At 66.2% G+C, this 13,449-nt stretch carries 9 protein-coding genes, 2 tRNA genes and 1 pseudogene; 4 read left to right on the top strand and 8 right to left on the bottom strand.

Annotated features, from left to right (window positions below; translation table 11 throughout):
* Positions 1 to 186: transposase (locus tag BC793_RS52145; RefSeq protein ID WP_249037390.1), on the top strand; the 186-nt coding region annotated here is incomplete at its 5' end.
* A gap of 186 nt (positions 187 to 372) precedes the next feature.
* Positions 373 to 777, top strand: coding sequence for a GNAT family N-acetyltransferase (locus tag BC793_RS48130; protein ID WP_211340672.1), 405 nt, complete (start codon positions 373 to 375; stop codon positions 775 to 777).
* A gap of 158 nt (positions 778 to 935) precedes the next feature.
* Here the strand turns inward: BC793_RS48130 and BC793_RS48125 are convergent, their stop codons facing one another.
* The 6 genes from BC793_RS48125 to BC793_RS48105 form a co-directional block, all read right to left on the bottom strand.
* Positions 936 to 3,776 carry a hypothetical protein gene (locus BC793_RS48125; protein ID WP_109603354.1) on the bottom strand — a complete coding sequence of 947 codons (2,841 nt, stop codon included), beginning with the start codon at positions 3,774 to 3,776 and terminating at the stop codon, positions 936 to 938.
* A gap of 434 nt (positions 3,777 to 4,210) precedes the next feature.
* The gene (locus BC793_RS48120) at positions 4,211 to 4,768 is read right to left on the bottom strand and encodes an SMI1/KNR4 family protein (RefSeq protein ID WP_158319598.1); all 558 of its coding nucleotides are present in this window, start codon (positions 4,766 to 4,768) and stop codon (positions 4,211 to 4,213) included.
* A gap of 88 nt (positions 4,769 to 4,856) precedes the next feature.
* On the bottom strand, positions 4,857 to 7,826 hold the full coding sequence (locus BC793_RS48115; RefSeq protein WP_158319597.1) for a DNRLRE domain-containing protein: 2,970 nt from the start codon (positions 7,824 to 7,826) through the stop codon (positions 4,857 to 4,859).
* Positions 7,827 to 8,089: 263 nt separating this feature from the next.
* Entirely contained in the window at positions 8,090 to 8,728 is a 639-nt protein-coding gene (locus BC793_RS49365) for a hypothetical protein (RefSeq protein WP_146246809.1), read from the bottom strand.
* Between the two features lie 541 nt (positions 8,729 to 9,269).
* A tRNA-Arg gene (locus BC793_RS48110) sits at positions 9,270 to 9,342 on the bottom strand.
* A gap of 40 nt (positions 9,343 to 9,382) precedes the next feature.
* A tRNA-Ser gene (locus tag BC793_RS48105) sits at positions 9,383 to 9,473 on the bottom strand.
* A 670-nt stretch (positions 9,474 to 10,143) separates the two neighbouring features.
* On the opposite strand from BC793_RS48105, the gene BC793_RS50950 reads away from it, so the two are divergent.
* Positions 10,144 to 11,199 carry a hypothetical protein gene (locus BC793_RS50950; protein ID WP_203896692.1) on the top strand — a complete coding sequence of 352 codons (1,056 nt, stop codon included), beginning with the start codon at positions 10,144 to 10,146 and terminating at the stop codon, positions 11,197 to 11,199.
* A gap of 4 nt (positions 11,200 to 11,203) precedes the next feature.
* Here the strand turns inward: BC793_RS50950 and BC793_RS48095 are convergent, their stop codons facing one another.
* Positions 11,204 to 11,977, bottom strand: a complete 774-nt coding sequence (locus BC793_RS48095) for a CPBP family intramembrane glutamic endopeptidase (protein WP_109603350.1) — start codon at positions 11,975 to 11,977, stop codon at positions 11,204 to 11,206.
* Between the two features lie 118 nt (positions 11,978 to 12,095).
* Here BC793_RS48095 and BC793_RS48090 point away from each other — a divergent pair, with 118 nt between their 5' ends.
* Positions 12,096 to 13,205: a globin domain-containing protein gene (locus BC793_RS48090; protein WP_109603356.1), complete on the top strand. Its 1,110-nt coding sequence runs from the start codon at positions 12,096 to 12,098 to the stop codon at positions 13,203 to 13,205.
* A 4-nt stretch (positions 13,206 to 13,209) separates the two neighbouring features.
* Here the strand turns inward: BC793_RS48090 and BC793_RS50945 are convergent.
* Positions 13,210 to 13,449: pseudogene (locus tag BC793_RS50945) on the bottom strand (IS630 family transposase); the annotation flags it as partial.

Raw genomic sequence — 13,449 nt, 5'->3', positions numbered from 1 at the left:
GGCAAAGGATTCCAGGTCCTACCCCGCCGCTGGGTCGTCGAACGCACCTTCGCCTGGCTCACCCGCCGACGCCGCTGCGCCCGCGACTACGAACGTCTACCCGAACACCACGAAACCATCATCTACTGGGCGGCAATCCTTCAGATGACCCGCCGCCACGCCCGTACCACAACCACCGCTATATAGATCAAAAACAGGCTCTATAGGTTCAACGGGTGGCCACGCCTGTCTTTCGAACGTCCGCACGATCACACCACCATGGACGGAAGCCATGAGACGCGGGGAGTAGGACGAGAAATGGCACGACCACGTAGGGCAGTCCCCGGCGACGCTGCCGCGCTGGTACAACTCCGCGTCAGCATGCTGGAGGCGATGGGGGCACCTGTCGGCGACGCCACGGCGCCATGGCGGGCCGCTGCCCTGGACTGGTTCACCCGTTCACTGAACGACCCGCAGATGTTCGCCGCATTCGTGATCGAAGACCCCGGGCACGGCATCGTCAGCAACGCCTCCGGCCTGTGCGATCGGCACGCGCCGGGTCCCGGCAATCCAGGAGGCCTGCGCGGCCACATCTTCAACATCAGTACCGTGCCCCACGCCCGCGGACGCGGCCACGCCCGAGACTGCCTGAGCGCCCTCCTCCGCTGGTTCGCCGACGACACCACGGTCAGCGTGATCGACCTCAACGCCACCCCGGGCGGCGAACGCCTCTACCGAACCCTCGGATTCGCACCGCCACGCCACCCCGCCCTGCAACTGCGCCGAGACCAGATGTAGGGCGATCACCACCAGCCGATCTGAAAACCATCTCAGGCCCTACGGACCCCACTCGACCCTGCCGGTGGATGCACCGCTGCTGCAACGATCCGCGGATCTTCACCGTCGGGGCGGCGGCGCATCGCTGCGCCGCCGCCCCGCTCACAGCCCTCAGGCTGTCAGGTGAAGGTCACGTACACCCAACCGCCGACGGTCGTGGCGTTCAAGGTGTCGCCCGAAGAGGTCCTCACGTACGACGACCGCATTCGCAGGCGCAGGCCCTTACCGTGCGGCGGGCCCAGGGTCACCCGCGAGCGACCGTTCGCTGCGAGCGTGAAGTACTCCGAGCCGGCGTCGCGCCACTTGCCGTTCGCGTACACCTGCAGCTCCAACCGCTGGGAGCGCCCCTTGTTCGCCGTCATCGTGGTGGTGAAGACCGGGTTCTTGGCCTTGCGGAAGTAGTGGTACTTCGTCGATCCGATCTTGCCGGTCCTGTAGTGCCCGCCGACCGTGACGGACACGTTGACCTTGGCGTAGGCCGTGACCCTCGCGGTCCTCGGAGCCGTACGCGTGTCACCGGCGAAGCGGGCGGTCACCGTGGTGTTCCGGGTCATCCAGACAGAGGCCGACAGCTGGCCCTTGCTGTTGACCTTGCCTTTCGCCACCAGCTTGTTCGGCTTGTCGCCGCCGTACGGGTCGGCCCAGATCTCGACGACCCGGTTCTGGTACGTCTTGCCGAGCTTGGCGGTGAACAAGACCTTTTTGTTGTACGTGTGCGTCTTGCCGTTGCCGTCCAGGGTCAGGGTGGTGGCGTCCTTGGCGATGCTGGTGGTGTCGGCAGCGGAGGCGGCGATGTGCTTGGGGTCCCCGGCGTACGACACCTGGTAGGTGACCTTGCCACCGGCGTACGGGATGTCGGTGAACGAGAACCGGTTGTTCGCCCCCAACGCCCTGGTGCCGAGCGCTTTACCCTTCGGCGTCTCCTCGTCGACGCGGACGACCGTCAACGGGGTGCCGGCCGACAGCGAGACGCCGGCGGTGAGCGTGCCGGAGACGGTGAGCGACTTCCCCCGCGTGGCGGTGGCCGGAACATCGACCGTCAGAGTCGTGACGGACTTGGCCGGGTCCACCAACGCCTGCAGGATGAACTCGTCCCTGGAGTTCTCCGCCACCGCGAACAGCCGGCTGCCGCCCGGTTCCCAGGCGAGCCCCTGCGCGACCAGGTTGTCCGCGCCGGTGACGTTGGGATCCGTGTCCGGCAGATCGATGACCCGGATCGGCGTAGCCGAACCAGCCGGATAGACGTACACCTCAGGCTGGTAGTTCAAGTGGTCGTAACCGATGGCCAGCGTCTCGTCTGCCGCCACTGCCAACGAGCTCGGGCTGCTGGCAGGCGGGTAGGAGGTCACCAGCGACATGTCCGAGGTCTTCCAGACCCAGGTGCCCTCGCCGCTGGCGGTGTACAGCAGGCTTCCGTCGGGGGAGAGAGCCAGGTCGTTGAACCACGGCTTGTCGGCACCCACGGTGGTCCGGACCGCGGTGCCGGTCGACACGTCGTACACGGAAGCCTTGCCCGTGCTGCCGGCGGCGAGCAGGTTCGGGGCGCCCGCGACCGCGGCAAGGCGCGGCGGCTTCGGCCATCCGGACGCATCCTGGGCGAGTGCCACCGTGGGCCGGCTCCCGGTGATGTCCACCGAGCCGATGTTGCCGCCGCCGTCGTCGCCGTACCCGAACCAGATCTTGCCGGCAGTGGTGGCCACATGCGTCGGGGTCGTGTCGTCGCCGGTCGGGTAGCGGGCAGCCTCGGTCACGGTGTCGGTGGCGATGGACACCACGGCGTCGGCGCCGGGCACGGCCGCGTAGAGGTGCGCCGAGTCGGCGGCCAGCGCGAGCCCCTGTACGCCCGGCAGGTTACGCCGGACCCCGAGGACCTTGCCGGTGAAATCCGCCGCGACGATCGTCGAGTTCCGCGCGTCGCTGACGAAGACCCGCTGGTGGACGCCGTCGACGACGAAGTCGGACACCGTCTCCACCGGCAGTCCCGGGCGCGGCAACGGCTCCGGGTCCGGCGTGGTCGGATCGGTCAGGACGTTCAGGGAGAAGACGTTCTGGGAGTTGCTCGTGACGGCGAACAGCCGATCGGTGCCGCCCGGCTCCCAGGCGAGGCCCTCGTTCGCGAGAGTGTCCGCACCACTGTTGGTGCCGGTGTTGGGAAAGTCGTACCTACGCAGGGCGGTCATCGAGCCCGGCGCGAAGACGTGCACGTCGGGGTGGTACCAGGCGGAACTGCCGGTGGCGACGGTGCCGTCGTCGGCGACCGCCACGGCGTTGGCGGACCACTCGGTGCGATAGGTCCCCGCGGAGGACAACTGCGGGACCTTCCAGACCTCGTGGGACGAACCGGCCCGCGCTGCGATGAGGCGCTTCCCGTCAGGGGTGAGGGCAAGGTCATCGGTACGGCCGTTGCCGACCATCTTCACCGCGGTCCGCCGGGCCGTGCCGGTGGACACGTCGAAGACAGCTACCCGGCCGGCGGTATCGGAGTACGTGGACTCGCCCGCGGCGAGCACGCCGGGCGCCGCCGGTGTGGCGGCGAGCCTGGGCGCGGCCAGCCACGGCGTGTCCTTGTCCTGCTCGAGTACCACGGTGGGAGTTGCGCCGGCCGGGTCGAGCGAACCGATGCCGGCCGGCGTGGCGCCGTCCCCGGTTCCCGACCCGTCGTATCCGAACCAGATCAGACCCCCGGCGTACGCCAGGAACTTGGGACCGGTGCCCGTGCCGGTGCCGTACCGTGCGGTCTCGGTGAGGGTCTCCGTCGCCAGGGACACGATGGAGTCCGCACCGCGCACCGCGCCGTAAAGCGTCTTCGCATCCGGGGAAAGGCTGATGCCGGCCACCCCGGGCAGACCGCTTCGGGTGGCGATGACCGTTCCGTCATAGCCCGTCGCGACGATCTTGCCGGACTGCGGATCGCTGATGAAAATCTGCTTGTGCACCCCGTCGACGACGACACCACCCACCGATGAGATCGGCAACCTGGTTGCCGACTGGGCGAAGGCGGGCTGGGCAGAGGCAGGCTGGGCAGAGGCGACCAGGGAGATACCGGCGATGAGAACCGACAGCGCCCTTGGCCGTCGTGCCCACATGGCCGGCGGACGTGAACATCGGCGCGGCGTACCGGGCCTCGAACGTGGTCGGGCTGGACCTAGACCGCAAGCCGACGTCGACACGCGGTGTGCCGCGCCCCGCTCGCCGTGGCCGGTCACGTTCACCGTGGCGACCGCACACGGCGGCCTGCACCTGTGCTGCGGCGCGCGCACCGGTGTGGCCATGACCAGCTCGATTGGTCGATGGACCGCCCCGGCCACCGGCCCACCGCGAACGGACACGCAGCCGCTCGGACCTAACTCGCCGGTGTGTGTCTCACCGGGCGGCGAGACACACACCGGCGCCGTCAGGGCTGCTCCTCCCAGAGGAGCCAGCCGTTGCCTGTCACCGGCAGGTGCCCGGACAACGGACTGCCGTTCTCCAGCGCGCTCACCAGCTCATCAAGAAGGGAATCGAGATTCGGCCAGACTGGATCCGAACCCGAAGGGCCTTCGTTGTTGGCGATGGTCAGCCGCCCCTGGGCTGATGAGGTCGAGCAATCAACCACGAGGTGATCACCCGTCCAACTTGTGCCGATCGGGAACCAGTGCGGGCTCCAGAAGTCGTCGGCTTCCTCCGGGCCGAACTCTTCTTCGGCGATCTCCCGCCGCATCTGTCGAATCTCCCGAGCCGCCTCGATCGGAAGGAAGCCGAAGTCGTGCCGCAGCCACAAAGCCTCGGCCGGGTTGTCCGGACCGCCGTCGTGCCACCGGTACAACTGCCGAATCGGAGCAGGCAGGATCGCACCCAGCTCCCCTTCTGCGGCGGCGATATCCGCATCGGAGGCCGGGGGGCGTGCCGCGCCGGCCGTACCCGGCGCATGTGCCTTCAGCCAGCTCGCATAGCGAGCAACAATGTTCGACACGCTAATCCTAGTTCCTTTCAGCCGACCGGCGGACTTGGGGGCGCAGATCTCACGGCTCGCCTGAATTGTGCTAGCGACCGTTGCAACATTACACTGCCGGACCATTGCGGATGCTGACATAGAACCGGTCGCCGTGCAACACATGGTCTCGATTGTAAAACGCGAGTAGAGTCGCACCCGAGCTGCTGTTGTGTCTTTTGTTGAGCGCTTTAACAGCAAAAGTTCTCCAGGGATGAAGTCCCGACGGAATGCGATTCGCGCTTTCGAACGTCGCCGCAAACGGGTACTCGTCACAGTCTTTCCCTCCGTCCGCATAATTCGCCCCATACAGTCGGCGGCACTCAGCCTGAACTCTTCCGCGATTATGCCGGACGCTGCTCCAATAGTCGCGCGACAGCGGTTCCCATTTACCGGTCACAGGCTGCTGGTAGGCGCCACCAGGAACGAACTTCCCTGCCTTGGCACTATCGAGCGTGCCGAGCCGGAACATCGCCTGCCAGATGAAGTGGACAGATTCCGCGTATTTCGTGCTCCTGTAGTTGAGGATCATCGTGCCAATGACATCGGAGCCGATACAGCCTCCGACCTTCTTTCGGCCGAGGTACCTGGCCAGGTCGCATCTCACCACGACGCCGGCGCCCACGTTTACGATGTTGTGCACGGGATCACTGTGCACCGGCTTGAACTGGTGGAAGGAGCGCTTTTCCCTGAACTTGGGATCGTCGGCGGTCGGCTTGAACGCTTTCGTGGTGTACATCTTGCTGAACTTAGGCGCGGCCTTCCACGCGGCCAGTGACTTACGAATCGCATTACCCTTCGCGTAGCACTTCGCCGAGTAGAACGCTTGGCATCGCACGTCAATCGTGAACGGGACCACCAGGTCGGGCTTGTTGACCTGCGACCAGTCGTAGATGTACGCGTTCCAGTTCGTCGCCCGCTTGGTGTGTGAACCGGCGCCGACGTACATGATATTGAACGTCACGTCGGAGTACTCACAGCGAGAACCCGTGCACTTGTTAAACCAGATATAAGCAGACGTGATCTGACAGAAAGAGAATCTGTTCTTGTAGTACCACGTGTCCTTGCGCGGCTTGTGGTTACGCCATCCTGTTCTGCACTCCGCAGTGGTCATCCAGTCCTCGTGCGGCTTTCTGGGCGCCGCGGAAGCACTCGCCTGGCCATCCGGAACAGGCTCGTACCCAGGATCGGCCTCGGGGTCGGTGATCCACTCGGAGTCGTCGGGGGGTGTGTCTGTCTCCGGCGCATCCTCAGGCGTCGCGACGCTCAGTGACCGCATTCCCGCCGACTCGGCGGCTGACGTCCCGTCCGCGCCGGGAGCAGAAGGCAACGGAGCCTCCGGTACCTCCTCCGCTTCGGCAGGCGGGTCGACATCTGCGTCCGGCCCTGGATCCGGCTCGTAGGAGTCAAGTGCTTCGTCCTCGACATCTACCTCGTAGGTCGGAAGGTCGGTTGCGGGCTCCTGCTGTGCGGCCAGGAAGCCCGCTTCGTCCGTATCCGATCGCGACAACACGGAAGCTTCGGTCTCGCCCTTGCTACCGCTGACCGCTGGCCACTCCGGCCTGCTGTCTGTCCACGCCTGCATTACCGCCGCGTTACGGTCGGCGTCGCCGGGAACTGTCTGGTCCGGATCCGCGATCGCGAATCTCATTCCGTATGTGCTCGTCTCAGCGGGTTTGTCGGCGTAGGTCACCTTGGCGTAGGGAACCTGGGCCGTGTTTGCCGCGTTGCGAGAACGGAACTCTTTCCACTGCTTCTTGTCCGCCTCGTTGCTCGCCTTGATACCCATGTTCGCGTAGGTCTGATTTTTGTCAGCGGCGTACTGGAAGAAGCTCTTCGCATCAATCGAGACCCAGCCGTCACCACACGACGAGTTCAATCCCTTGGTTTCGGTTGAGGTTGCCTCCTTACGGAGCCACTTGGGCTGATCAGCCCACCGAGTGTCCGCGTCGGCCGCCTCGGTCGTCCAGATCTCCCACGCCGTGGACGCACACGTGGTGGAGTACCAGTTGTAGAAGTAGGCCCTCGACGAGGTGATCTCTTTGCCGCGCAGGTCACTCGCGTTCCACTTGACGAACGAACGCGCCCGCTTCGGCTTGGCCTCGGTGGTCACCCCGAGCTGTAGAAAGTCCGCGCCCCCGCGGTCGGCGGTTATACCCTCCATGACCGTGGTGTCGAAGTACGTGAGTAGCTTGTTGATCTGAGGGTCGACGGTGACCGGGTATTTGGTCCTGGGATCGGCAAGCCACGCTTTATCCGGCGACAACGTAAGCTCAGCGTCGGTGCCGGTGTGGATCTGAGGAACATCATTCTCATCTGCCTCAAGGGCAATCTGCGCCGACCGAACGGGTGACTCACCGTTCGCAGAGATCTGTGCGTCCCACATCAAAGGTGTCGGCGCGACCGCCACCACTTTTCCCGCCCGATCAGTGAGTTCAAGTCCCCCGTCGGGAGCCTCGGTCACATCCGTGAACCCTGGACCGTGCAATGGCAACGACAGTCCGTCGACCTGCTTGGCGGCTGCCGGCGATTTCAGGATCAGAAACTGTTCAAATCCCTCTCTCGTGGCATCCACGACAAGGTCCACGCCCGGCTTCACCTCAGAATAGGTGGCGCGGTTGTCCGACAACGTCGGCTCCGGCAGCGCCCCTTCCCAACCGAGGCTTACCGGTCCAGCCGCGGTGTCGATCGAGGCGAGTGCGCCTTCCGGCGACAGGCGCTTCCCGGCAAGTTGGAGATCCGTAGGATGAGCCACCGGCTCCGGGTCCCCGTCGGCACCGGGCCGCAAGGTCAGATCGACCGGCACCCAGTCACCGCCCTGGCGGATGCGGACCACCCCGGCCGAAACCGTTGTCTCTATCTCTCCTGTCGGCAACGCAAATGATTCCGAAGTTTCGGACATCTGGTCCGCGATTCGCACCGGCCTCCCGAACTCGCGTGCCGCGACAAGAGCATCCCCGGCACTTTCTCGCTCGATGATGCCGGAGGCGCTGGGTGGCTCCGCGGCGGCGGATGGAACCGCGAACACAAGAGCGGTCACTGATATCACGGACAGGAACGACAGTGATCGCCGCAATTGCGGCAAGACCATCAAGCGCCGGTGGTCTGCACGCAGTCGTGCAGATGATTGACTCACAGGATCCCCCGAGAACTTAAATATGCAAGTTCCTGGAATCTAGTTGATCAACGCCAGCCCTAAATGTGGAGCGACCTTCCCCGCCCCACCCGAGTCGCACGATTCAACACCGCTTGTCGGATTTCCGCGCCCTCACCGCACCCACCCGCAATGCCATTTCTCACATATCAACGTGTTGGCGTGCCGACGCCCGCCGACGACGGATCCGGTACCTGAGGGCAATAGCTGCGGGCCATCTGTGCGTAAGCATCGGCCGACGGCCGACGACTGCCGCACATCACTCCGGACGACACGGTCTCGGTCCAAGCGGTGAAAACACCGGAAACCCCCGGCGCACAGGTCAACGAAAAAGCTGCCGAGACCTCGCGAACGCCCTGATAGATGACCTTCTCGGGAATACTCGTATCCACGTCGCCACCATCGACCGGCATCAAGCCGTAGGAGCTTGACGGCCGAGTCGAGCTCACCTGCGTGCCGAGTCTCTTCCCAAGCCCGGCCGCCAGCAGCGGCAACCAGGAGGCCGGTGCCTCGATACCGGAGACAGAAGCGATCACCGGCGTATCGAGTAGCTCGCGGCGCCCGTCACCGGATCGGCCGTCAACCAGAATCACACGCTCAAGTCTGGGTGATTCCTTGATGTCGGACCAACCGATCGCATCGGGCGACGGCCCGCAGCCGGACGGAACGTTCACACCCGGTGAGGTTCGGGACGGCGAAGGCGGGCCGCTGCAACCACCAACCAGCACGGCCGCAATGCCAACCACAGCCCATCCCTGCACCTCCCGCTTCATGAGTAGATTCTGCATCCACGCTCCCTCACTGACAGCACGGGCCTCGATCTTCTACGCGGAACCGGACCACATCGACCGGACGCCCGCAGGGCCTGTCGCCCGGGGTCGAGGCGCCGCCATCGCTACCTGCGTTGGTCCCAGTGGGGCGGATGAGGCCGTGAGGTGGTCCAGGCTGCGGGTGGACAACGAACGTCCGCGACAGTCGGATAACCAACCTCGGGTTGTAATGTGCCGTCGACCCGAACGCCGGCAACCGCGTCGTCATCGCCGTCCGAGCCGACGCGGCTCCCTCACCGCCTAGCGAAGCATTCGGCGGCGGCATAGGCCACCGCTCGCGCATGGGAATGGGTTCAGCGATGACGAGACCGAACGTCCGCACGACCACACCACCTGGACAGAAAAGCACTGGTCAGCACGGATAGGGACAAGCCATTCCGGAAAAGCCGATCACCACTGGATCACCACGTCCCACATGACGGGACCAGCAGGGCTCAAATCTGGGAAACGAAAATGGCCGCGAGCTGCGTTTCCGCAGGTCACGGCCATTCTAAAGAAGTGCGCCCGAAGGGACTCGAACCCCTAACCTTCTGATCCGTAGTCAGATGCTCTATCCATTGAGCTACGGGCGCTTGCTTGTTGCTCAGTCAGCCTACAACACCGACTTTTGCGCGGAGACTCCGGGATTCGAACCCGGGAGGGGCTTTAAAACCCCAACCGCATTAGCAGTGCGGCGCCATAGACCAGACTAGGCGAAGTCTCCCCGGTAGCCCGCGGGCCACCGAGGCTTGACAATACCGGACCCGGTGACGGCCGCACAAAGAGGTAGCCATCCGGCGCACCGGAGATCTTCTCTACCGGGCGCGAACAGGCGAAACGTCGCGGATGCGGCTAGGCTGCCTGCGATGGAGGACAACACGCGCCGGGAAGCTCCGCGGGCTCGGGATCCGCGAAGCCCCTTCAGCACGCCCGAGCAGACGCCCTCCGCCGAGCGACCGGCCGCGGGCCCTGGGCGCCGCGGCGCGCCGCCGGCGGTCACCTTCCAACCCCCGTCCACCGATGCGGGTGCCGAAAGTCACTCTTCCACGGGTACGGACGGGGTCCGGCCCCGCCGAAGCCCGCGCAAGGCGGCTCCCGTCGAGACGCCGACCGTGCCGTCACAGCCGGCCCGCAGTCCGGAGCCCACCGCCGCCGAGCCCACCCCGCCCACCGAGACTGCCCGGCCGAGCGAGCCCGCATCGCCAACCGAGACTGCCCGGCCGAGTGACCCCGCACCGTCGACCGAGCCCGCCCGGCCGAGTGACCCCGCAGCCGATACCGAGCCCGCTGCCACCCCGTCTCCGGCGAAGCGCACCGCCAGCCGGCCGGCCGGGGCAGCGAGAGCCGCCACCAAGCAGACTCCTACAGAGCAAACGGCCGCACCAGCAGGCAACATGGCCGGTGCTGAGCCTGGACCGGCGAAGAACGCACCGGCAAAGAAGGCATCCCCTGCCAAGAAGGCCGCCCCCGCGAAAAAGGCCGCAGCCAAACGTGCCCCCGCGAAGAAGGCCGCCCCGAAGCAGCCCACCCCCGTAGCAGCCTCCTTCCCAGCCGAGCCAACGCCGGTACGGGAGGCGGCGCCGGTGAGCACGGCAGAGACCGCCACCGAACCCGGCGAGCGAAAAGTTGAGCAGCCGGTCACCGCAGCCGTGGCCGAGGCGCAGGCTGGGCAAGCACCGGCCACCGATCAAGCACGTTCGACCACGGAAGGCACCCCGACCGAACAACCGCAAACGGCGGCGGACGCCACCCGGACCGAACAACCACGCGCGGCCGCGGATGACACCCCGGCCGAACAAGCGCCGGCCACCGGCGAAACGCGCGTTGCCGAAGACCCCGAAACCACCGGAGATGCCGGGGATGCCGGAGACGGGCAGACAACGGCGCCGGCCGGCTCGGCTCAGCTGCGGGTGGTTGCGGTGACGGCGGAGCCGGATCGGCGACGGTTCGACTCGATCGGGGAGCAACTGGTGGCCGAGCCGGCCCGTACCCCCGAGATTTTGGCGCATGCCCTGGTCCAGGCTCTCGGCCCGCGCGCCCAGGGCTGGGCCGATCACGTCCGCGCGACCTATCCCACGGCATCGCGGGAGGCGTTGGCGAGGCTTGCCGTGCAACGGTTCGCCCGGACCGCGGCGCTGCGTGGCGGTGTGGGGGCGCTGGCCGGCCCGTACGCCCCCGTTGCTCTCGGCGCCGCGACCGTGATCACGCACGCTGAGCTGGTGTTGCACCTCGCCGCCGTCTATGGCCTGGATGCGGCGGACCCGCAGCGTGCCGCGGACCTGTTGCGGCTGGCCAGCCCGGGTGTCGGCCCGGTCGTCGGCTGGGCGGCCCTGAGCCTGGCGGGTCCGGGTGTACGGCTGCTGGCCGCCGTTCTGAGCGCCCGCACCACCACCGAGGCGGTTGCCGTCCGGGCCCGCCGATACTTCGCGGAGTATCCGGCCGGGACCTAGGCGTCTATACGGAGAGCCAGCTCAGCCAGGAGTCGGGGAGCAGTTGGTATCCGACGAAGGCGACGATGTCGAGGAGGCTGTGGGCGACGATCAACGGCATGAGGCGTTTGGTCCTGAGGAAGAACAGCGCGAAGACCACGCCCATGATCGCGTTGCCGATGAAGCCGCCGAATCCCTGGTAGAGGTGGTAGGAGCCGCGGAGGACGGCGGACAGCGCGATGATCTGGACCAGCGGGAGTTCCATGGTCCGGAGCCGGGTGATCAGGTAGCCGACGACGATGACCTCTTCGACGATCGAGTTCTGGATCGCGGAGAGGATCAGTACGGGTACGGACCACCAGTACGGTTCGAGCCCGGACGGCCGGATCTGCGCGTTGATCCCGAGCTGGAGCGCCGCGTACACCAGGAGAAGGCCGGGCAGTCCGATCCCGGCGGCCAGGCCGGCGCCCCAGCCGATGTCGTATCCGGGCCGGCGGTAGTCGATGCCGAGCTCACGTGGCCCGATGCGGTCCTTGGCGAGCAGGAAGAACGCGAGGGCCACCGGGATCAGCGCGAAGAAGATCCCGAGCGTCTGGTACGTCAGGTCGAGGTAGGGCCGGGGCGAGACGGTCGGGTTGAGCGTGGTGGTCTGTTGCGCGAGTGGCTTGCCGGCGGTGAGTTTCGCGATCAGCGACACGATGGAGTAGACGGCCGACTGCCCGAGCGACAGCAACAGGACGATGGTGATCTCGGCCCCGTAACGCGGACGGATGGTCTGCTGCTGTTCTTCCACGGTCACCCCGCCACTCTAGGTGAGGCACAAACCACCCCATTTCGCCGAGCGACACACCGTACGGGGTGGTGAGTCGCACTTCGGGTGCGTCGTGTTCCCGACTGTGCTGACCACCCTGAATGGCATGGGAGACCTCGCACGCTTGCTCAAGGAGAGCTGGAGTCTCGTCGAGGAACATCAGGACAAGGTTGCCGGCTATTTCTACGCGCGCATCTTCCTGTCGTACCCGGATCTGCGCGATCTGTTCCCGGTGCAGATGGACGTCCAGCGGGCCCGCCTGCTGAACGCGATCGTGACCGCCGTGCAGACGCTGGAGGATCCGGAGAAGTTCGACGAGTACCTGCGGGCACTCGGCCGGGACCATCGCAAGTTCCACGTGGAACCGGAGCACTACGAGGTGGTGGGTGGAGCTCTGATCGAGTCGATGCGGTCGTTCGCGGGTGAGCAGTGGGGTGTCGAGTACGACCAGGCGTGGGCCGACGCGTACGCGGTGATCGCCGCCAAGATGCTGGCCGGGGCGGAGGCCGACCCGAACCCGCCGTACTGGTACGGCGAGGTGATCGCGCACGAGCGCCGCTCCCGGGACATCGCGGTGTTCACGGTGCTGCCGCTACAGGCGCTGGACTATCGGGCCGGGCAGTATCTGAGCATCGAGTGTCCCCGCTACCAGCCGCGGCTGTGGCGTACGTACTCGCCGGCGAACGCGCCCCGGCGGGACAACACGCTGGAGTTCCACGTCCGGGCGGTCGGCGCCGGCTGGGTGTCGAGTGCGCTGGTCCGCCGGCTGCAGGTCGGCGACATGATCAAACTGGCCGCGCCGATGGGGACGATGACGCTGGATCGAAGATCGACCCGGGACGCCGTCTTCGTGGCCGGCGGGACCGGGCTGGCTCCGATCAAGTCGCTGCTGGAGGAACTGACCCGGTACAACCGGACCCGGTGGGTGCACGTCTTCTTCGGCGCGCGCAATCGTGAGGACCTGTACGACCTGGCCGACCTGAACCGTCTGGCCGCCCGCTATCCGTGGCTGTCGGTGGTGACCGCGTGCAGCGACGATCCGACCTTCCCCGGTGAGCAGGGTGACATCTCGGACGTGGTGGCGAAGTACGGCCCGTGGAAGGAGCACGACTTCTTCGTCTCCGGTTCGGGCCGGATGGTGCGCTCCACACTGAAGAAGCTGTCCGAACTCCAGATCCCCTCGGTGCGGATCAAGTACGACAGCTTCTCCGAGTAGGGCTCTAAGCGCCTGATCTGAAGTGTTGTTCGTAACCCTCGGGGAGCCAGGGTGAGGTCCATGGTGCGGCGGTAGTGAGGTTCTCGGCGTCGGTGCGGTAGCGGAAGAACGCGTGGGCCTGACGGACTCGGTCGGCCATGGTCGCCGGGGCGGTGTTCGCGATCTTTCGTTTCAGGGCGGCCCAGATCCGTTCGACGGGGTTGTCCTGCGGGCTGTATCTGGCGCCTTCGATCACTTGTAGCCG

Source organism: Actinoplanes xinjiangensis (assembly GCF_003148685.1).
GTDB classification, from domain to species: Bacteria; Actinomycetota; Actinomycetes; order Mycobacteriales; family Micromonosporaceae; genus Actinoplanes; species Actinoplanes xinjiangensis.
This window is presented reverse-complemented; position numbering and strand designations above follow the sequence as displayed.